General features: G+C 60.7%; 14 protein-coding genes and 1 pseudogene. 6 read left to right on the top strand and 9 right to left on the bottom strand.

Annotated features, from left to right (window positions below):
- Positions 1-171 precede the first annotated feature (171 nt).
- Together IFS44_RS16350 and IFS44_RS16345 are read left to right on the top strand one after the other, a co-directional pair.
- Positions 172-1,056, top strand: coding sequence for a WYL domain-containing protein (locus tag IFS44_RS16350; RefSeq protein ID WP_192099249.1), 885 nt, complete (start codon positions 172-174; stop codon positions 1,054-1,056).
- Between the two features lie 642 nt (positions 1,057-1,698).
- On the top strand, positions 1,699-5,622 hold the full coding sequence (locus IFS44_RS16345) for an ATP-binding protein (RefSeq protein ID WP_192099248.1): 3,924 nt from the start codon (positions 1,699-1,701) through the stop codon (positions 5,620-5,622).
- 367 nt (positions 5,623-5,989) lie between these two features.
- Here the strand turns inward: IFS44_RS16345 and IFS44_RS16340 are convergent, their stop codons facing one another.
- Together IFS44_RS16340 and IFS44_RS16335 are read right to left on the bottom strand one after the other, a co-directional pair.
- Positions 5,990-7,645, bottom strand: coding sequence for a hypothetical protein (locus IFS44_RS16340; RefSeq protein ID WP_192099247.1), 1,656 nt, complete (start codon positions 7,643-7,645; stop codon positions 5,990-5,992).
- Between the two features lie 216 nt (positions 7,646-7,861).
- Positions 7,862-9,106 carry a hypothetical protein gene (locus IFS44_RS16335; RefSeq protein WP_192099246.1) on the bottom strand — a complete coding sequence of 415 codons (1,245 nt, stop codon included), beginning with the start codon at positions 9,104-9,106 and terminating at the stop codon, positions 7,862-7,864.
- A 328-nt stretch (positions 9,107-9,434) separates the two neighbouring features.
- Between IFS44_RS16335 and IFS44_RS16330 the strand changes: the two genes are divergently transcribed.
- Together IFS44_RS16330 and IFS44_RS16325 are read left to right on the top strand one after the other, a co-directional pair.
- Complete coding sequence (locus IFS44_RS16330; protein WP_192099245.1) at positions 9,435-10,457, top strand: IS110 family transposase; 1,023 nt, start codon at positions 9,435-9,437, stop codon at positions 10,455-10,457.
- A gap of 541 nt (positions 10,458-10,998) precedes the next feature.
- Positions 10,999-11,961 (top strand): hypothetical protein, encoded by a 963-nt coding sequence (locus IFS44_RS16325; RefSeq protein WP_192099244.1) that lies wholly within the window; start codon positions 10,999-11,001, stop codon positions 11,959-11,961.
- Between the two features lie 116 nt (positions 11,962-12,077).
- Here IFS44_RS16325 and IFS44_RS16320 read toward each other — a convergent pair.
- The 4 genes and pseudogenes from IFS44_RS16320 to IFS44_RS16305 all read right to left on the bottom strand — a co-directional run.
- Positions 12,078-12,524 (bottom strand): annotated as a pseudogene (locus tag IFS44_RS16320) (IS630 family transposase); the annotation flags it as partial.
- Positions 12,517-12,825 carry a hypothetical protein gene (locus tag IFS44_RS16315; protein ID WP_192099243.1) on the bottom strand — a complete coding sequence of 103 codons (309 nt, stop codon included), beginning with the start codon at positions 12,823-12,825 and terminating at the stop codon, positions 12,517-12,519. The gene IFS44_RS16315 and the pseudogene IFS44_RS16320, both read right to left, overlap by 8 nt.
- A complete protein-coding gene (locus tag IFS44_RS16310; RefSeq protein WP_192099242.1) occupies positions 12,825-13,583 on the bottom strand; it encodes a hypothetical protein in 759 nt (252 codons plus the stop codon). Before IFS44_RS16310 ends, IFS44_RS16315 begins: the two co-directional genes overlap by 1 nt.
- Before the next feature lie 282 nt (positions 13,584-13,865).
- Positions 13,866-14,969: an aldo/keto reductase gene (locus tag IFS44_RS16305; RefSeq protein WP_192099241.1), complete on the bottom strand. Its 1,104-nt coding sequence runs from the start codon at positions 14,967-14,969 to the stop codon at positions 13,866-13,868.
- Between the two features lie 95 nt (positions 14,970-15,064).
- Between IFS44_RS16305 and IFS44_RS16300 the strand changes: the two genes are divergently transcribed.
- Positions 15,065-15,952: a LysR family transcriptional regulator gene (locus IFS44_RS16300; protein ID WP_192099240.1), complete on the top strand. Its 888-nt coding sequence runs from the start codon at positions 15,065-15,067 to the stop codon at positions 15,950-15,952.
- Positions 15,953-16,198: 246 nt separating this feature from the next.
- Here the strand turns inward: IFS44_RS16300 and IFS44_RS16295 are convergent, their stop codons facing one another.
- Genes IFS44_RS16295 through IFS44_RS16285 form a run of 3 tightly spaced genes read right to left on the bottom strand, consistent with a single transcriptional unit; the run spans position 16,199 to position 19,781 of the window.
- Positions 16,199-18,382 (bottom strand): TonB-dependent receptor, encoded by a 2,184-nt coding sequence (locus IFS44_RS16295; protein WP_342366454.1) that lies wholly within the window; start codon positions 18,380-18,382, stop codon positions 16,199-16,201.
- 44 nt (positions 18,383-18,426) lie between these two features.
- Positions 18,427-18,618, bottom strand: coding sequence for a hypothetical protein (locus tag IFS44_RS16290; RefSeq protein ID WP_192099239.1), 192 nt, complete (start codon positions 18,616-18,618; stop codon positions 18,427-18,429).
- Entirely contained in the window at positions 18,615-19,781 is a 1,167-nt protein-coding gene (locus IFS44_RS16285) for a PepSY-associated TM helix domain-containing protein (protein ID WP_192099238.1), read from the bottom strand. Before IFS44_RS16285 ends, IFS44_RS16290 begins: the two co-directional genes overlap by 4 nt.
- A 472-nt stretch (positions 19,782-20,253) precedes the next feature.
- Here IFS44_RS16285 and IFS44_RS16280 point away from each other — a divergent pair, with 472 nt between their 5' ends.
- Positions 20,254-21,060, top strand: a complete 807-nt coding sequence (locus tag IFS44_RS16280; protein WP_192099237.1) for a hypothetical protein — start codon at positions 20,254-20,256, stop codon at positions 21,058-21,060.
- Positions 21,061-21,074: the final 14 nt, after the last annotated feature.

Raw genomic sequence — 21,074 nt, 5'->3', positions numbered from 1 at the left:
GGACCTCCTTTCGCATCCCTGAGGCGGGTGTTGCCGACACACTCCTCCGTCTCCGGGAGCGAGGTCTTCCGGAACGTCGAAGCGTTTGACACGACTCGCTGATGGATCTACTAAATAGTAGGGTACATTTTATATGTCCATACACTTTTAATTAGCATCTGGGGAAATGTGATGAGCGGCGACGAGGCAAAGATCAACTGGTCGGTCGAGCGGCGCCTCGAATTCATCGAGTTCCGGCTCTCGTGGGACGGGGGTGTGCGCCGTTCGGACATCAAGTCGACCTTCCAGGTCTCCGAGCCGCAGGCGTCCAAGGACCTCACGCTCTACCAAGAGAGGGCTCCGGGCAACGCGGTTTACGACAAGAACCTCAAGCGGTACGTGGCTGGGGAGGCGTTCAGGCCCGTATTCCTCAAGGGTGGACCTGACGAGTATCTCACCAGGTTGAGGTCGCTCGGAGAACATCTCACGGATCCAGCCGAATCGTGGATAGGGCAGCAGCCAGAGGTCGACATCGTCGTTACGCCGGCACGCGAGGTCAGCGACGAGTGCCTGCGCGTCATCCTCTCGGCCTACCGCCGGAGCGCCTCTATCGAGGTCCTCTACCAGTCGATGAGTGCGGATAGGCCCGAGCCCTTGTGGCGTCGCATCACCATCCATGCTTTCGGCTACGACGGGTTCCGCTGGCACGCCAGGGCCTTTTGTCACCTGACAGAGCGGTTCAAGGACTTCCTCCTTCCCCGGATCATCGGTGCGCGAGACATGGGCGCTGCAGGCAAGCCGGGCGCTGACGATTATCTATGGCAAGAGCACTTCGCGGTCCGGATCGCCCCGCATCCCGATCTGAGCGGCGACCAGAAGGCGATCGTGGCTCGTGACTACGGCATGACGGACGGGTCGAGCACTCTCAAGGTTCGCTACGCCATGCTCTTCTACGTCCTGAAGCGTCTGAACTTGCTTGGAGAGCCCGAGAAGCTGCCGGCGAGAAGCCAGCACATCGTGCTTGCCAATCGCGAGGAGGCGGCGGTGGCGCTCAGGAAGGCAGACTTTGCGCTGTAGGCCGCGACACGTCAGCTGAACACGCCGCGGCCGCACCTACCTGGCCTGCTTCGCCCCGCCCTTGGAATCTGTCCCGAATTGCAACTTGTCCCAATTGTTCGACATCCGAGCGGAGTTCGAAGGAATGGCACGCCTCGGCGTCTTGCCGCCCTTGGCGAGGAGGCGCTGAACAAGCTTGTTCGTTTCAAACCTCGTCAACTGGAACGTCCGCTGCCTACCAAATGCGCGCAATGCGAAGCACTGCTAGTCTTCGAACAGCGGCAGGCCGTTCACCTAACCGAATGTCAAAAAGCGGGAGGTATCGAAAACGCTTTGAATGACCGTTTGTGGGCGAGAGCTATCGGTCGGCTTCCGACGATATCACCCCCTTCAGTCGTAGGGTATAAACGGTCGAATTTGCTGGACCTGCCGTTCGCTTCACGCAAACTGGCGGGGCGGCAACGCCCCCGATGCTGTCGTTAGTCGGTCGCATCATCGATCTTGTCGGTTGTCGTGTCCTGCCGCGACACCGCCGTGCTCTGAAGCACTGGAAGTGGACGATAATCGCAGGCAACAACGGCTTATAACGACGTTCGAACAAATTCGCAGATGACGCGAAATTAGTCGAAGGTTACACTAACTCAGGGATTGGGGGCAACGTAATTGACTGATTCGGAAGCCGATTGGTCGGGCGTAACGCCCGTACGCGCATTTCACTTGCTCACTACCGACCTGCTTCTTGCTGAGCTGGTTTCCGGACGTCCGATCGCAACAGACGAGGGCCATCGGCTGGTACTCGGTAGCGCCGCCGCTCGAGGTGTGCTGGCTTGGTATCGCAGCGCGCGCCTCAAGTGGGCCGGCAATGTGATGACGCCTGACTGCGAATCGATCATAACCAGCATCAACGCTACCCCAGCTCAAGTGCCGCCACCTTCCACTTCCGCCGATCGGGAGCGCCGAGTTCTTAGGCTGGCGAAGATCGTTGCACATAGGTTCGCAGGGCTCCATGCCTACGGGTCCGCAGACGAGCCGAGCACGGATTTCGTGTTCGAACCGAACAGTCCCATCACGGTATTCGAAGGCTGGAACGGGTCTGGCAAGACAAGCTTGATGAATTCGGTGATATGGTGCCTCACCGGCAAGCTGCTCCGGCCTCAGCGCTTGCCCGAGAGCGGCGAAGCCGAATTTGACTGCGAGATTGATCGCGGGGCTACTGAAGAGGCGTCGCAACACAAGATCAGTGCAGTGACCCCCCTGCCGAGTGCTCAGCACTGGACGCCTGCGGTATCCGCTAAAACCGTCCCAGCGGATACATGGGTTGAGTTGACCTTTGAACTGCAGGACGGGACCCGCCTTCCGCCGATCCGGCGAACGCAGTCACGAAAGACGAACGGCAAGCTGGAAGAGGTCGGGCCCAATGCGGCGGATCTTGGCCTCGATCCAGTCGCGTTCAATCTCGGGACCACCATGCCAGGGCTGCTACCCTACCTTCAGGTGGGGAACCCCTCGGAGTTGGGGCTGGCGGTGGCCAAGCTGACAGGCCTTTCCGAACTTGTGGCCCTGGCGAAGCACGCTGGGCGTGCGAGAACGAAGATTGCAGGTGACATCACCAAGGAGCGCCAAACCGAGCTCGAACGGATCGAGACGGACTATCGGCAGCATCGCACCGACCTCGAACAGCGAATTTCGGAATTTTCGGAAATGGCGCCTGCCACTGCTCTCCCGGGGATCACGGATGAGCCGGCTACGTTCGTTGCGCTAGGACAACATTTTGGGGATCTGAAGGCCAGCGGTCTTGCCCATGCTCGAGACGTTCTTGGTTATACTTTTGACGCCTTGGAGGAAACGCAGCGGCAGAGCCTGGAGCAATGCATCGCCCCCGCGCTGGAGCAGGTGCGCCGGTTGTCGCAGCTTCCGTCGATGGAAAGGCTGGTTGCCTTCAAGTTAGAAGCCAACGCTCGCCAAGAGGTGGATGCCCTCATCGATCGTATGTTTAAGGAGGCGGCGACGCTTGAAGAGCTCTCGGCGAACCCAGTGCTGGAGCGCCGGACTCAGCTGTACGCACGCGTGACAGATTGGATGCGCGAGCATGGGAAGCCCCATGATGATCATTGTGCGGTCTGCCATCATTCCCTTTTGGGCGTCGTCGACGCAGAGACTGGCGGGCTTGTTGCCGATCATCTTCGCCAGGTTGCTGAGGACAGCGAAATCCTCTCCAAGACGGTCGTGCAATGGGCCGAGGCCTGGACCGGCAAACTGGCCCGCGATCTGCCCGACACGCTTTGGCGCGATTTGCAGAAGGACCTGCCCGAATCTCCCGGCGCAATCTTGCGAACCGCGTGGTTGGACGACCTGTTCAGCACGGAAGGCTTTACAGGCGTCCTTCGTTCGCTGCGTTCCAACGTGGAAGCGCTAACGGACAAGGCGATGGCCGACCTGCCTTCGTTCACAGAGCCGCCGCAGCGAGTTCTGCCGAGCCGAATTGGCGCCCACGCGGCTAAGCTGAGCAAGACGTTGAACCGCCTTATCCGAGCTTTGGCGTTTGTCGACTGGATGACAGCCCACCGCGCAGAACTTGCTACGGCGCTTGAGGAGGTCCGCGGCAAAGCCGATGGCGGCGACGGCCAAGCGACTGGCCTTCGATCTCAGCTGTTACGCCTCGATGCCATCGTGAAGGGCGTTGCGCCCATTAGTGCGGCCATCGACCTATCGAAGCGAATGAACACTGCTCAGACCGCCCATAAGCGCAAGCTCAAAGCGATCGAAGATTGCGGGACGGCCGCAGCAGCACTGGATGAAATCATTCCCGTGGGCGATCTTGCCACCGCGCAGGTCGAAGGCTTGCAGGCCCGCTTGCGTGATCGAGCGGAATTTTGGCGGAACGCGATCTACCAGAACGCGACCACTCTATCGCCCAAACCGCATCGAACTGGCATGACGCCCCAAGGAGCAATTGCAATCCAGGTGGGACGCGATGGCGTTCATGCACCTGCCCAACATGTATCGAACGCTTCGTCTCTGAGAGCGTCACTCATGGGCTTCTACCTCGCGTTCCGGGAACATGTCCTCCGCACGGATGGCGGCCTGTCACTCATGATCTTGGATGATCCACAAGATCTCCTCGACTACGACAATCGCGCTCGTCTAGCGCGTGCCCTAAACCAACTGGCGGCTGATGGAGCCCAGGTTTTGGCGACCACTTATGACCGTAGCTTCGGACGTATTCTCGTTGCAGAGGCACGGGGTACTAATCGTGTTGAGCATCGTGCGGTCCATCCGGTGCACGCGTCTCGTAGCACCCTCGAAACTTCTCTGGCTATTGAGGACTTGGATCGGAAGCGGAACGAGTTCGTCTCGAACCCGGACTCGGCAGCTCACGCACAAGATTATTCTAATCAGGCTCGCATCTTTTTGGAGGCGCGCCTCGGGGACTTGTTCGACGATCCAGCTTATCCCGCATTTTCGGCTCCCACTGACGCGCCGACATTGATGCCGCTGGTGGGACGCCTCCGTTCATTGGTCACCGCTCGTAGCAACGAACTCTTCAGAAGCCCGGTACTCTCGCGCTTCTGCGATGATCCTGCTTTGGCAGATGGCGCTGAGCCGCGACGAGTGCTCAACCAAGCGCATCACCGCGACGCCAACGCCTTGAGCTACATCGACGTGCAAAACGTTGATGCGGACCTCAAGCGATTGCGTTCGGCAGTTGAACGCGTCCACGAGGAATTCCGGCGCTATCGTTGGCGTGAGCCGCTTCAGGAGGCTCTCCCGGACAATGTCGTACCTCTGACTGTCGTTACCGCACCAGCGTTCAACGTCCCAATCGTTCAGGACATTGCTGCGTTTAGCCGGCACGTTCCGAGCGGTGGCAGCCAGGATGGCAGCTTGGAGATGCTCTCCAGCGAGTGGTTTGATGACAAGTCGCTGTTTTACGTCCGTAGGGACACCATGGGCTTCACAATCCCAGCCGGATCCATCGCGATCGTTGAGGCCACGCCTTCTTCGCCGGCCGATCATGAGTTGGTTATTGGCCGCCGCGGGACGCAAGCATTTGCTCGCAGGCTGCTGCGTCCGCGCAACGGCGAGGGATACTCTCTGGCAGCGGAAGCGATCGACCCTCGCGGCGGTCGCCCAACGCTGGCTTTCGAGAATCATGAACTCGACTTGCATCGCGTCGTCGGCGCTCTGTTCGTTCAGGTCCCTCCGCCGGCGGGGCGGGAAGAGGCAGTTCTCCTCGAAGGACATCCCGCTCTTGGGCGTGTGGAGGTCGCATATCGCGTCCGCGAGGAAAGCGCCGTCCCCCGCGTCATGCCGGGGCAGATCATCCTCGGGGGAGCGGTTCTAACTCCAGATCAGCTGGAAAGCATGGAAGGCGAGATGGTCGCTGTCACGCTGGAAGAAGGTGACAGCATTCTGAAGCGAATCGGCGCACCGCTGTCGAGGAGTCTGCCGTATCTTCGGCAGTTCGAAACGATTGGCGGACTTGGAGCTTCCGTTGTTCTGGCAACCGAACAGGTGGAAGGGGCACCAGACCTACCCGTGATGACCAATGCTCGCCTTGTATTAGGCGTTATCTACGCCTCATAGGCTGCGGCAAGCCAGAGAGAAGGTTCGGTCCTTCTGAATGTTCAATTGGGAACTGCCGGGCAGTTAACCGCCAGACTTGCACATTCATGGTGGAGGACGCTGCGGTGCTAACGTCGGGCGTTGCCGAGATTCATCGTTTGCGTTCGTCCTCACGAACGGCAGCTGAGCCTCGATTTCCGCCATCGCGGTGGTTGGTCAAGCGCGATGATTGAACGTCGGAAGTTGCGAAGCGAGGAAGACGACCTGCATATCCAGATGTGGGTCGAGATGGTCGGCCCTTAAAACGGACACGGTGTCGAGCACACGGCAACGCTTCCGGTCGGAATTGTGGATAATCTTGTCGACGGATGCGTCCAAACGCGTCCGATCACACCAGCTTCCATTCGAAGAGTGCATCGAGCTTGGGTCCAGAAAGCACGCCTGACGCGTCGCAGAAGGATCCCGGCACGCCCTCTCCGCAGAAACGCACGTTATCCTCACCGAAAATCTCGCGCGCACTGGCGACCGCGGGCTGCCGGGCAAGCACGTCCGGGTCGATGCCACCGGGGCCAGCGAGCGGCGGCAGCGTGCGGTCGAAGCCCACGACAGTGCATCTCACCGGCGTTCCTCCGGCGGTTCGACGACGGCGCGCGGCGAAGAAGGCGCGGTAGGCAACGTCATCCGGCGGGAGGGAGTAGCCCATTAGGATGACGTGGTCCGCCTGCATGACGATGGCACGCAGGTCACGCTGGATCTCGTCGATGAATGACGGCGGTGTTTGCTTGAAGGAACTCTGCATCACGGTCTGGGCGTGTTCCGTGGTCGTAATGGTGTGGCAGTGCAGGCAGGCCCTCGCGTCGACCACCCCCTCGCTCCAGAGATTGCTCTCCTTCTCACGTTTGTCACGATCTGCAGGGTCGAGAGCCGCCAAGTCCGGGTAAGCCGATCGCCGGTCGAAGCGACGAAGGGGCGGGGGCGGCAGGAGAGACGGCGATCGCAGGGTCCATTCGTCTCCGTGGTATGCCGACAGCTTGCCGCAGTCCGGGCACTCGCGCCAGCAGAGGCACCCGTGAGGGAAAAGAAACTTGCTCAACCTAATCCGCTCCGACCCGGCGGCGTCAATTTCATTGATCCGCTGCGCAGACGCCTCGTTCATCGGATACCAAAGGTCCGGCCGCCCTGCCGGTTCGATCCGCCGCGAGGGGATAAAATGGCCCATGTCGTGATAAAGCTGGATACATCGTGACGCACCATCGACTTTTTCGACGTCCGGGGCTTTATTCAATCTCCGGTTTGCGAAAAATTGGGTCCAGAGGCCGATGGGGTCGTAGTTTAGGCTAACGAAGGCGATGTCGCTACGGATGAACTCGGGACGGTCAAGACGCCCAGAGAAAGACGGCTCCGATCGATACATTCTCCGACCCAGCCATTCGGCGAATTGTTCGTAGGTCTCTAGCGGGCGACCGCGGTCGCGCACGCAGTTCTGCCAGTCGATGTAGAACATCGCGTGCAGGAGCATCCTCAGCGCGGCCTTCGCCCCCATGAGACGACGAGTGTCCAGGAACGCGCCCTGCTCGGTACGGAAGCCGTGACCGAGCGGGACATGCATGTCGAGCATGTTGAAAAGGTCGTTGATCTTCAGAACGCCGGCTGCAGCACCTGGGCAGACCCGGAGCACGTCCTGCAGCGCCGGCCAGTCGTAGACGAGCCGTAGTTCGCGCACGCGCGCGCGCAACTCGTCGTCGTTCGCGGCCGTCCGCCAGTTCCTCTTCATCGCGGCAAGCTGCTTGCCCGTCGGGTCATGAAGGACCGCAAAAGCGGCGCCGTCACCTAGAATGGTGAGCAGATCGACCAGGAGCTTGCGTTGCAATGCGTTAGCACCTGGGCCGAGCGCACCTTCCACCCGCTTAGCTAGGCTGGCCGGTGAAAGATCCGCCACCCCCGCCAGTGTCAGGATAAAGTCGCTCTGCTCCGCGGTCATGCGCATGCCCAGATTGGCCGTTGCACCGGCTCCCCAGAACACCACTGTCGACGGCTTTCCCATCACGATTCCGGAAACACGCGCTCCCCTGTATGGGGATCGCGGAATACATAGCTCCTCAGGCGGCTGCTCTGAAAGGGTGGCGTGCTCACCGACGATAATCCGTAGGCGCACGTTGTTCTATCGAAGGACAATGCAATGGCTTCAGCTGAACAAGCGCCTGGTCTCACGGAGCGCCCCAGCACAAGTGAACGGCAGAAATTGGGTCCATAGTGCAAGTCAACGAAAACTGCGTTGAATTGCGGCAACGACTGCACGCCCTTCAATCATTGTGGCCTCGATCAATGATTGAAGATGCTGCGTGGTTGCGCCGCGCGTGCCGACGTAGCCTGATCGAACCAACTCGACGAATGCCTCGCTCCGCAGATAGTGACCATCTAGTTCGGCATGATCTATGCGAAGGCCGCCCCGGCTTCCGCGTAGGCCGCCACGGCCGAGCATATGCTCGAGATGGCCTAGACTGATCACGATGCCCGCCGCACTCGCTGCCGAGTGGCGTTTCATCATTTTTACAAAGAAGGCGCCGGGATGGAGACGATACGGCCCTTCCGGATCAAGATCGCGGTCAAATTGCCGCATCCGGTCGAGCTCATCCTCGAACTGCCAGTCGACACGGACCTGCCATCCATCGCCCGTATCGCGGTCGCGCTCGAGCATCTTGTACTGGATCATCACCAGCGCACCGCGTCGTTCATTTAGGTAGATAAGATCGACCCCGAGAAGCTGCTCAAGCGGTCGGCGATTAGCTGTGTAGATCTCGAGCTCGCCATCATGTTTTCTAAAACGTGCTCGTCCTGTTAGATCGCTGTCGTCCATGGTCCAGCCCGGCAACCACCGGGCGTCATGTTCAATCGCCGCGTCCTCAAGCACGCGGACGGAGGCAATCGCGCTTGGGCCGAGAACGGCCAGCTCATATGCTTCGCCATCACCGCCAAAGGCGTTGACAGCGAGCTTGATAGCGTCGTGCTGCATGACGACCGCATTCTCGACTCGCCCGCGTCCGGCTATCCAAGCGAGGATGCGCCGCAGGACAGGTGCGTTGGCGTCATCGGCGGCTAACGTCGCGATTATCAACTGGCCGACTTGGCTCGAGACCGTCGTTATCTCGTCGGAAGCAGCACGCAATCGTGCGACAGCCTGTCGCAGAGCGGGGGTCTCAACGTCGCGCAGCAGGCGGGCAAGTGAGCTTGGTTCGAGGTCATCGACGAAGTCGAACGCCACACGGGTATCAAGCGATGAAATGGCCTGCCGCGAGCGAACTATCCCCACGCGCAGGCGTGACCTACCGACCGCAATCAGCGCAAGCGAGCGAGCCTTGGCCGGTCTTGCCACTGAATGCCGAAAATTAAGCGTGAACCGTGCGCCGTGCCGTCGGGTATCCGCTAAAGCTTCCCACGTCTCGCGATCAACACGAACAATCACTAGACCAGCAGCCTGCAATTGGCGGACTTCACGTTCTTCCATTACTGCCTTCATTTTATCGTGCGCAGGTGAGGAGGTGTCTACCAAGTATTGCAGCTTGGCGCACGCCCATCCGCTTCCCCGTCGCCAGGCCAAATGAACAGCCGGGAGCTCAAGCCGGAGCGAACGAGCCGACTGGCCGTTTTCAATGCCCGAACGTCCAAGCCCCCTTCTGCGCTGACAAAAGGGGTTATCTGGCTTGATGAAAATGGGGTAATCGCGGGAGCGAAGCCCTAGCGTTCACGATGGAAGCTAGTGGCTGTTTCCCGATAAGATGGAAGTGCGGGCTCACGATCCGAAGCCGGGCCCAAGCATCTGATGGAGAACAGCCATGGACGAGTATATCGGGCTAGACGTTTCCTTGAAAGAGACTGCCGTATCCATTCGGCGTGACGGCAAGCGTGTTTGGCGTGGTAAGTGTCCCTCGGATCCACAGCTTCTGGCGGCATTGATCCGCAAGCATGCGCCGGCACCCAAGCGGGTAGTATTCGAGACTGGCCCGCTCTCGGTCTGGTTCTTTCACGCGCTGGCGGCCGAAGGGGTGCCAGCGATCTGTATCGACGCACGCCATGCCAAAGCTGCTCTCGACATGGCAGCGAACAAGACCGACGCCAACGATGCCGACGGACTGGCGCATCTGGCTGAGGTCGGGTTCTACAAGGAAGTGCGGGTCAAGAGCTTCGACAGCATGCTCACGCGCACGCTGGTAGCAGCACGGACTCGCCTCGTGCGGATTGGTACCGAGTTGTCGAACCAGATCCGGGGCCTGATGAAGACGTTCGGTCTCGTCGTTCCCGCTGTGACGGGCAGCAAGTTCGAGCATCATGTTCATGCGCTGCTGGCCGACAATACAGACCTGGGGCAGATCATCCGTCCGCCGCTTGAAGCCTGGCACGCAGTTCGCCTCCGCTCCGCAGAGCTCGGACGCAAGCTTCTCGCGGATGCGCGGCGCAACGCCGCCTGCCAGCTGCTGATGTCGATCCCCGGTGTCGGTGTTGTGACCGCCACGTCGTTCGTTAGCGCGATCGAGGAGCCCGCCAACTTTAAGCATTCGAGATCGGTGGGAGCGTTCGTCGGGCTGACGACGCGGCGCTATCAGTCTGGCGAGATCGACTATGACGGTCACATCTCCAGGCGCGGTGATAGCCACCTGCGCGGACTCCTTTACGAGGCAGCAACAGTCCTCCTCACGCGCAGCCGATCCGAATGCGATCTACGCAAATGGGGGCTACAGCTGCGAGAAAGGCTTGGCTTCAAACGCGCCACGGTCGCAGTTGCCCGCAAGCTTGCCGTCATCATGCATAGCATGCTGATCACCGGTGAACCGTTCAGGGAGAAATCCGCCGCAGCTTAAATGCCCGAGCTCGTCCGCGTCGCAAGGCGCCACGAGACGTCCTGCCGGGACGTAGGCTGATCCATTCCGCGACATTCGTTGCACCTTATGCCTTCATGGCAATGAAGTGCGTGATGAACCTTGGAAGGGTTACCCGCGAAGCCCCATCATGCGGCGGCATATGTCGACCGCGAAGACGACCATGCTCTCGGCAACGACATCTCAGAAACCTCTTGTAACCAACGCGATTAGACGACGGATGACTAGTTCTGGGGATAGCTCAGGCTGCTCTGAGCGTCGGAAATTGGGTCTGGCCGGAAGCCGTAGGGCAGGGCGTGTTCGCCCACTTGCAGACATTCGGAAGCGCAGACATCATCGATCCATGGGATTGACGCTTCGCTCCACCTCCGACCGGCAATGGCGGCGGAGACGACAATGCACTAACTATCAACCCGGACCACCCGGTGGGGGCTGCTCGTTTCACGGGGCACAGTATATCGGCACCATGACGCCACGGGTGGCGTCGCCGGCAGCTTAGACGTTGGGAGCTTACGTAAGTATTATGCAAGACAGCAATCGTCTTCCGTTGATCACCAACCCAACCATTCAGATGCCGTTTGTCTATCAGAGCTATAGGAACCTTGCGCGCGTACTTGGCAGTAAAGACGCTTTAGGCGCTGGCCTTTTTTTGGCGGCGAGTCATTTCATCGACATCTCGAAGAGGGGCAAGGATCCGCAAGCGCTAACCAAAAGACTCAACAAAAAATATATTGCGTACACGGGAAACACAGACCTAGACCTTCTGCTAGACCACCTAATAAGCTTGCTTATAGTCGCGACCTCCAAACACTTCGAGGACTTCCTGGAGCGCTTTCGCAAAGAGCAATATGCAATGGGGCGAAGGTGGCCGCAGCGGCCCGATGGTGTATCCGATCTGAAGTGGACGCTTTCGGCTCTCCAAGGCGGATTTGAGCTCAACAGAAAGAGAATCGGCGTCGAGCGGTATGACCTAATAGAATATTTCCGTCTCATTCGTAATTCTGCCGCTCACCCTGCAGATGACATGGCGCGTAATTACGCCGAGCATGGTAAGGTTCTCAAATACACCGATATCCTTAAGGCCAACTACAAGTTCCAGCCACCAGGTCGTTATGGCGAGCTAACGTTTCCTGACCACCTTCTTTATACGATCCTGGTCAAATTTGTCGCAGTGGATATCTGTCGCCTAGCGCCCCCTGAAACCGCTTCCGAGTTGATAGTTGTTCTCGCAAATCGTGAGTGGTTTCCTTCCAAACCTGTGTCGGTAATCTCCAGGCGGTCTCCGACGGATGATACGTCAAAAGCGGTGAGACACTTTTTCAAGTCGGTTTATAACTACGACTTCACAAACAGGGTGTCAGTGGAGAGTGAGTTGATCCAGTGGATCAAAGCCTTGCCTAATCAAAAAGAGAGAAAGAGGAAAAACTGGCCCTCGCCTCAGACGGATCTGATGCATTACGTCCAGGCGCTGCAACTAGACGGATGACGCGCAGCTCGGCCCTCTGCTACAATATAAAGGCGAAATGGCTACTGAACCCTATGTGGACAACGCTGCTCATCTACTCGTGTGTAAAGCGTCTGAACATCTAGAGCGGTTTCTGATCAGTCTGCATCGTAGCCAGCGGCTGCGAAGTAGTTCGAGCATTCCTGGGGCGAGTAGAGGTCGACGATTCGGCCGATGGCATTCCAGAGGCCGTGGATGGTCCGCTCAGCCGCCTTTCGCAGGTGTGCCTTCAGTTTTGAGAAGGCCATCTCGATAGGGTTGAAGTCCGGGCTGTAGGGCGGAAGGAACAGGAGCCGGGCACCTGCGGCTTCGATGGCCGCGCGCACGGCTGGCGCCTTGTGGCTGGATAGGTTGTCCATGATGACGACGTTGCCGGGTGAGAGTTCGGGCACCAGCACGCGGGTCACGTAGGTGGTGAAGGCATCACCGTTCATCGGCCCGTCGAGAACCCAGGATGCGATCATGCCCGTACGGCTCAGGCCAGCGACGAACGTGGTGGTTTTCCAGTGCCCATGCGGCACGCCGACACGCAATCGTTCACCGCGTGACGTTCATAATACGAATCCGCGTTGCCATGCGGCTGGCGTGGCTACGCAGAACTTCGATGTGCTCATCTGGTACTGAACGCACGGCGTGAGCGAAACCAGTACTGTTTGATGTCGGGCGCGGCGTCCCGACTTGGGAATGGCGGCGGCGGCTCAGGAGTTCCGCACGACAATCCCCGAGCGGGTAAGGGCCGCCATCCGTTAAGCCTTTCGCCTCATAGTTTTTGATCGCCACTTTAAGCTGCTGGGCATTCAGTTCGGAAATAGGCTTAGCGTTGGCTCGCGGCTGGATGACTGTCATCAGTCTTCCCCATGACGGCTTTTGATCGCGTCGAGGCGGCCTTTTGTGGCCGCCTCGGACAGTACCGCTTGCTTCTCGCTCTCGAACTCGTCAGCCGTGAGCGCCCCAGCTTGTTTCAACTCCCACAGTTTTGCGATCCGATCGGTGTTGGACCTGTTATCCAGAACCGGCGCTGAGGCTTGCCGGGCAAAGCTGCGATTGTCCTGACGGATAGTGTTGGCGACTAAAGCATGAAAATGCTCCATCTGACTCGCTGGGCCTTTCAGTAGGCGGTTTTGAGCATCTGTACCGTTGCCTTTCATTCTAAAAAACGTGATCCGATGAACCGGAGCGGTCCTGTCATCGATCAGTATCTTCAGACTCAGTTCGTTCACTCGTTCTTTTTGTCGCTTGGAGCCGGACATTCCGCCCATGAGCAAACCCAGAGGACCGAGCAGCACGGCACCTACGGCCGCGCCCATCACCTGTGAGCCTCGATTGGTCTGCGTGATTGACTGGCCGTTCTTCTCGACTTCCACGGCGGATATATCACTCCACGAACGCTCGACGTGGTTTGTGATGGTGCCAATGGCAATCCGTTTGTGCTCATGGTCGAGTGCTAACACACCGCGATCATGGGCCGATTTGTAGATGTCCCATCCCAGGTGCTCACCTACGAATGTGTTGTCCTCGGCATCGTGCTGTTTCTTGAGCTTGATACCTGCGGTGACCATCCACCCCAAACCGCCGAGTATGATAATCCAAACGAAAACTGACATGCTGCCCCCTGTTTGCGGCAGGATATCTTAGGTTTTCTTAAGATCAACCATGCCGACTCAATCAAGATGGCTGTCAAGAGTCCGCTTTCTAATACAATCCGGTATCGCCGACGGGTCTGGTCAGCCAACCCGCCCCGATGATTCCAATCCGCATGACTACCCCCGCGCCGGCGTACAGCAAACGAACTTGCTGCCGGCCGGTCAGATTCAAACGCGGAGTTTGTCGATTGGAGCCGACCACGCGTAGATTTCGTCTCGGGCGGGCGGCTCCAGGATGACGTTTCAGCTTCGGACATCGCCGCCGCCGAAGACAACCTGGTTGCGCACGGCAGGGGCGAACAGGCCGTAGAGAAACGGCAGGTTGCCACCGCTCACCGCATCGAGCGCAGCACGGTGCTCCGCCGAAAGGTTGAGGCTGAGCGCGGCGACATTGTCGGTTACCTGCTCCGCCCGGCTCACGCCCAGCAGCGTTGATGCGACGCCGGGCTGCCCGACCACCCAGGACAGCGCGACGCGCGCCGGCGTCTCGTTAATCTCTGCTGCGACGCGCTTCAGTTCGTTGAGGATTTGCCAGTTGCGCTCGGTGAACAGCGTGTCGCCGAACGGATTGTCGCCATCGAGCCGCTTGTCGTTGGCGGGCCGCGCCGCGTCGTCCTGCCCGGCCTGGTTGGGGACGCCGCCCGCGCGCTTCGGACCCGCCTCGACGGTCGCGCGGTCGTATTTGCCGGTGAGCAGGCCATAGGCGAGGGGGCTCCAGGGCACGAGGCCCATGCCTGCCGATCGGGCGAGCGGCAGTTGCTCGGCCTCGACCCCGCGTTCGACCAGCGAGTAGAAATATTGCAGGCCGATCGGCGCCGGATCACCCTGGACCCGCGCCAGCGTCGCGAGTTCGGCGACGTACCAAGCCGGGGTGTTGGATATGCCCCAGTAGCGGATCTTGCCCGCTGCGACGAGCGCGGTCATCGTCCGCAGCAGTTCCTCGGCGGGGGTGACGCCGTCCCAGACGTGCACCCAGTACAGGTCGATGAAGTCCGTCCGGAGACGGCGGAGCGAGCCTTCGACGGACGCCAATATGTGGCGCGCGCCATTGCCGCCTGCATGATAGCCGCGGCCGGTCGCAAATCCCGATTTCGTCGCGATGACGATCCGGTCGCGTGACGATTGTGCGGCAACGAAACTGCCGACCATCTCTTCCGATCGCCCGCCCGCATAGACGTCGGCGGTGTCGATGAAATTCCCGCCGAGATCGGTGTAGCGATCGAACACCGCGCGACTGCCGCTTTCGTCCAGTCCCCAGCGCGGTGTGCCGAAGGTCATCGTGCCGAGTGCCAGCGGGCTGACGAGCAGGCCGGAGCGGCCGAGCGGGCGATAGGTGTCGAGGTTCATGGTGGCATCCTGCAGTGTGTCACCCCCAGATGGACGCTGGACGGCGCGAGGATTAGATCATCTGCGGCGCATGGGTTGCTGAAGGATGTTCAGGAATGGATCGTGATCTCTGGTCCGGCCTCGCGGTGTTCGAGACGATCGTCGAGGCCGGCAGCTTCGCACGAGCGGCGACGCGGCTTGGATTGTCCGCCTCTGCGCTCAGCCATGCGATGCGGTCGCTTGAGACGAAACTGGGCGTTCGATTGCTCGACCGTACCACCCGGTCGCTGGCGCCGACGCCTGCAGGCGAGGAACTGCTGGCGCGGTTGAGGCCGGCGATCGCCTCGGTCGCGGGCGCGCTGGCCGATCTCGACAATGCCCGCGAACGGCCGGCGGGGCGGATCCGGGTCAGCGCGCACCGGGTCGCGGCGATCTACGCCATCCTGCCGCGGCTGGCCGACTTCGCGCGCGCCTATCCCGACATCGCCGTCGAACTGGTGGTCGACGACGGGTTCGTCGACATCGTCGCGGACCGCTTCGATTGCGGGATCCGGCATGCCCAAACCCTGCAAGCCGACATGATATCGGTTCGTATCAGCGCGCCAGTGCCGCTCGTCTTCGTCGCCGCCCCGGCTTACCTCGCCGATCATCCCGCTCCCGTCGATCCCGACGATCTCGTCGCGCATCGGTGCCTGTGTTACCGGTACACGTCGTCCGGCGTCGTCCACCGCTGGGAATTCGAGCGGGATGGCCGGACGGTCGAACGGTCAGTCCGCGGTGACTTCATCACGAACGATATCGACGTGATGCGCGACGCTGCAGCGGCAGGGCTGGGGGTTACTTGCCTGCCGCTGCCACATGCCGCGCTGCAACTGGCCACCGGGACGCTTGTCGAAGTGCTGGCCGGCTGGGCACCCAGGCTGGCCCCGAACCACCTCTACTATCCCAGCCGACGTCAACCGACTGCCGCCTTCCAGGCCTTCGTGACGGCAATGCGCGTGTGATCGAAAGCGTGCTTCGACAAGATTGAGGGCAGTTGATGATCAGCATGAACAAGGGGCACTTCGATTGGGGGACGTCGCCGTCAACCTTCGAAGGCTCACGGGTATGAATGAGTGTCTGAAGTTGGGAAAAGGGAAGGCGGGCCCGAACGGCTGAAAGTGGGTCGTGTTCGGGGGGGGCGCAGTCGTCGGCTGACATGCTAAACTTATCCTGAAGCCTTCCGCTACGGCATGGCAGATGCCCGAAAATTACAGGTCGATCGAAGCGGACAGCTTGAAGGTTTGCGGGGCGCCTTGAAGCAGATCCGGGCGCGAGCTGTCGAAGGCCGTCGCCCAATATCGCTTGTTCGCAACGTTATCGACAGCGAAGCGCAGCGTCAGCGCCCGATCGCTTACTACCGCAACATAGCGGGCACCGAGATCGAAGCGCGTCCAGCTCGGCAGCGATAATGTGTTCGCGGCGTTGGCGGGTTGCTCGCCGGTGTGCACGACCCGACCGGTAAGCGTGAGCGCCCGGATGAACGGCAGATCCCATTCGACGTTTCCGTTGACCAGGTAGTCCGGCACGCCGGCGACCTTGCGGCCCTCGTTCAAACCGTTCGTTTGACGCCGCAGCCTGGCATCGATCACCGACCCGCCGGTGATGAGCCGCAGGCCCTCGACCGGCTCCGCCTGGATGCTCAGTTCGATACCCTTGTTGCGCTGAAGCCCGGAGGCTTCGAACCTTGCTGCGTTCGCGGGCGGTGCCAGCAGGGCCGTCGCAATTGCTGTTGCCCGTTCGGTGGTGAAGAGTGAAAGACTGGCACTCACCGCGTCGAGGGTGAGCTTGCCGCCGACCTCGTACTGCGTCGACCGGAATGGCGGCAGCACCTCCCCGACGTTGATGATGTTAAGCCCGCCGCTGATTGCGGGGGCTGTCGCGCCCTGAACCAATGCCTCGATGCGATTGGCATAGAGCGAGACATGTTCGACGGGCTTTACGACCAAGCCAACCACCGGTGTCACCGCGTCCTTGCGATACTCGCCGGTCTGCAGCGCGGTTACGTTCGAATAGGCTTTAACGGCGATCTGCTGCAGACGCAGGCCGCCCGTCAGCAGGATGCGGTCGTCCCACACACCGATCGTGTCGGAGGCGAATGCGCTGGTCAGGCGGGTCCGCGAGATCGGAAAGGGATCGTCCAGATTACCGCCACGCGACGTGACGCGGCTGGGCTGGGGCACAACGACGGGTGCATAGATATTGGTGGTGCCCGACGAGATCGCGTAGAACTCGAACGCGTTGCGGTTGGTCAGCCAGCTCATCGAGCCACCAACGTTGAATTCGTTGGTCACGCCGCCCGCTGCCAACTTCACGCGTACCCCGGCCTGTGCCGCCTCGTTGTTGTCGGTGCGGGGGATGCGCGAGCCGGATACTGACGCTGCCCCCGTCGTCGCGTTGAGCAGAGAAAGCGTGCTGTAGAACCCGTCTTCGGCGCCATCGCGCGCACCGAACGCGGCGTAGACCATTGCATTGTCCGACAGATCGTATTCAGCGCGGAACTGGCCGTAGATGTCGCGCAGGTTGGTGAAGTAATAGGGCTGGCCATAATTGGTGTTGGCCTTGGGCACCCTCGGGATGACGGTGACCGCGGCCGGAAGCGTCAGCTTGGGGCGGATCTGGTTGACGCGTACCTTCTGGTAGGCGAGATCGAGCGACAGTCGCAGCGGTCCGTTGTCATAGTCGATCGCGCCGCCAAGCAGGTAGGCGCTACGGAACTCGTCGTTGATCGCGACGACGCCGCGCCGGGCTGCGCCGTTGATACGCACGCCCCACTCGCCACCGGTGCCGAAGCGACGGCTGACGTCGAAGCTTCCACCGACATGCCCGCTAGACGTGTAGTTCGTCGTCAGCCGGGTCAGGGGCGTCTTTCCGGCGCGTTTGGGAACAAGATTGACGCTGCCGCCGATCGCAGTGCCGCCGGGTGCTGCACCGTTGAGGAATGCGCTCGACCCGTTCAGGACCTGGACTGCGTCATACAGTTCGGGCGCGATCAACTGGCGCGGCGTGATGCCGTACAGCCCATCAAAGCCGATATCGTCGCCCGCGAGTGCGAAGCCGCGGATGACGAACTGTTCGGCCGCGTTGCCAAAGCCGTAGCTCGTCCGCACCGACGGGTCGTTGTCGAGCACCTGACCAAGCGTCTGCGGCTGCTGGTTGAGGATCAGTGCGGAATTATAGCTCTTGATCGCGAAGGGAACGTCCTCCGCCGGTTTGTCACCGAGCACGCCGATCCGCCCGCCGTGCGTCACGCCGGTCTGGTTCGCCTTCTGCGCGGTGACGACGATCTCCTCAGTGCGATCTTCAGACGCCGCATCCTGTGCATAGACGGGACACGCGAAGGCCAAGGCGGATGCGCCAACCGTTAGGCGTACAAGAGAGTGGGTCTTGATCACAGGGTATGTCCTCGATTGCGCGCATTGCGAGACGCAGATGTCAGTCAGATGCGGCGGGCATGCATGGCCCAGGCGACGGTCAGGATCGGCACGGCGAGCCCGGTCCACGAAAGCGCGTCGCGCCAACCGTCACCGGTCAGCGCCGCGATCAACGCGATGACGCTCAGCGCCGCTATTGCGATCGGAGCAGCGAAGATCGTTGCAACACTTTGCCGCGATGGTCGGCGTTGCGTCATGCTGCGGGCATGACGATGCCGCCGGTCTCGACCTCGCGGACGTGCGCCGCAGGAGATGCGCGTCGCTTACCGAGCCATAGATATAGCCCAGTCGCGAGCACGATGATCGTGAAGAGGTCGAGCACGGCCCAAAGGACCTTGAGCGGCAACCCACCATAATCGCCGAAATGCAGCGGGCGGGATATCGAGAGTGCCTTATTGTACCACGGCATCGACCGCGCGGTGGTGAAGGTACCGGTTTCGGCATCGATTAACGCAGGTGTGAGAAGACGTTCGGTGAGCGGGGTATCGCCCTGAAAAAACACGGCATAATGATGCTTCGAGCTGAAGTTACCGCCCGGAAATCCGATGAACTGTGGACTGTTGCCGGGAAGTGCCTTGCGCGCCGCGGTCATCGCCTTGTCCAACGACCCGTAGCGCGAAGGCGGCAGCGCGTTCTTGCCGCCATATTCGCGTGTCATCGCGGCGAGCTCGTTCCGCTGCCAGAGCGCGTTGATCGGCTTTTCCAGCGTGTTGATTACTCCGGTGAACCCCACGACCGTCATCCAGGCCAGTGCGACGATGCCGAGCAGATTATGATAGTCGAGCCACTTGAGCCGCGTGCTGCGGGACGTTCGCAGCGTGCCGAAGGCGAGCTTGCGCATGAAAGGCGCGTAGAGCGCCACGCCGGAAACGAGCGCGGCGGTGAACAGCAAGCCCATCGCACCCAGGAACAACATGCCCTGCAGCCCCAGGAACATGTCCGTATGGAGCTTCAGCAGGACATGCATGATGCCGCCGCGATCCTCCTTACTCAACAACTTGCCGGTCGACCGATCGAAGACCTGAGTGGTCATTTCCGACCCGAGTGCGTGGGGTGTCGGTCCAGTGGTTATGGTCATCGATGGCTGGTCGTTGTCGAAAGCCATGAACAACGGCACTTCACCTGGGCGTGTGGCGAGTGCCTTGGTCATCATTGTGTCGAGAGGTAGTAGTCCTCTAACGTTGGTAGAGGATCCAACCCCCGGCATTCCGAATTTCAGGGCGCTGCCACTCGCGCGATCGATCTCGTCACTAAAGATGAGCGGCACGCCCGTCAGGCATAGCATCAGCAAGAACACCGTGCAGATCAGGCTGGTCCATTTGTGCACGAGATACCATACGCGGATCGAGGAACTCGTCATCAGGGTGCATTGCCGGAACGTTGATATCAACTCGCAATAGCGTAGTAGGCGGGTTGCAAGTGATCTGTCAATTTGATCCGACGTTCAGGCAGTGCAAACGACGACGATGCGACCGAAGCACTCTGAGCCTAAGGCAGTACAGTGGTTCAAAATCTGGAAGCTGAACGGGCTGCTGGTTCCGGGCGGTGGCGAGCGCTGAGTCAACGACCGCTAATGGGTCAGCGCCACTGCGAAGTTGGCGGCAGCTCTCGACCAACTCAGGCCCTTCTTCAGACAGCGCCTGAAAGACCGCTTCTGCCGCAACCGGCCGTTCGCCTGCCAACGAGCCGCCGGACAGCAGTGCGCCCGATTCCGGACGTTCCTAGCGGGAAGCGCTAGTTCAAAAAGCGGTCACACGCTCGATCCTTGGACAGTATGACGCCGCGTGCAGCCTTGGGTTGAAATTGCCACGCTATCCGCGCCAAGTGCCGCGATGATGTGGATACTGAAACTCAACACGCTCGAACCCGGCGACGTCATCCTCGAGCCGGGGATCGATAGGGTGGCGAAGGCGACCGGCGGCATCTACGGCCACGCGTCGATGGCGCTCGGCAAGCTCGTCAGGATCGAGGCCGGTAAGGACGACGGCGTCGTCATCGCGCCGTTCGACTTGGCCGCCTACAACCGCAACGGCGAGCGCGTGGTAGGCCTGCCGTTGGAGAGTGCCGACGCGCTGGTGCTCAGGCGCCGGGAGCGGCTCGACCTCGGCACGCTCGACGGGAGGGCCCTGTGGGAGGCGGGCCGCGCATACGATCTGCACAGGGCTCTCGACCTACCCGACCTCGTCCCCCGCGCGCGGGACCAGCTCGTCAAGCTGCTTGCCTGGCAAGGTGCCGAGCCGAATCCGGACGGCCGCACATGTTCCGAGGTGGCGGCGCGCATACTCGACCTTCCGGCGAAGAATGTCAGCCCGAACGCGCTCGTCGGCGTCGAGCAGCTGAAGGTGGTCGAGGGCGCAATCGTGCCGGTGGACGATACCTGGACGCCCGAGAGGGTGAACACCGCTGCTGGCTCGCTCGCGTCGCTGGTGGCCGGCGTCGAGGTTGGACTTGCCCGCGACATCATGGGCTTGGCCGATGGCCTGGCGGCGGAAATTAAGGCGGAGACGATATCGGAGGCGGCGGCAGGCGACCGCCTTACCAGCCACGCCGACGGCAAGCTGCGCGACGCCATCGTGGCGTTGTTGGGTATCCGGGAACTCGAAAATTCGATCCTCCACGAGGAGACGCAGCGGGTGTGAGGTGTCGGGTCCGA

This window comes from Sphingomonas sp. CFBP 13706 (assembly GCF_014842355.1).
GTDB classification, from domain to species: Bacteria; Pseudomonadota; Alphaproteobacteria; order Sphingomonadales; family Sphingomonadaceae; genus Sphingomonas; species Sphingomonas aerolata.
This window is presented reverse-complemented; position numbering and strand designations above follow the sequence as displayed.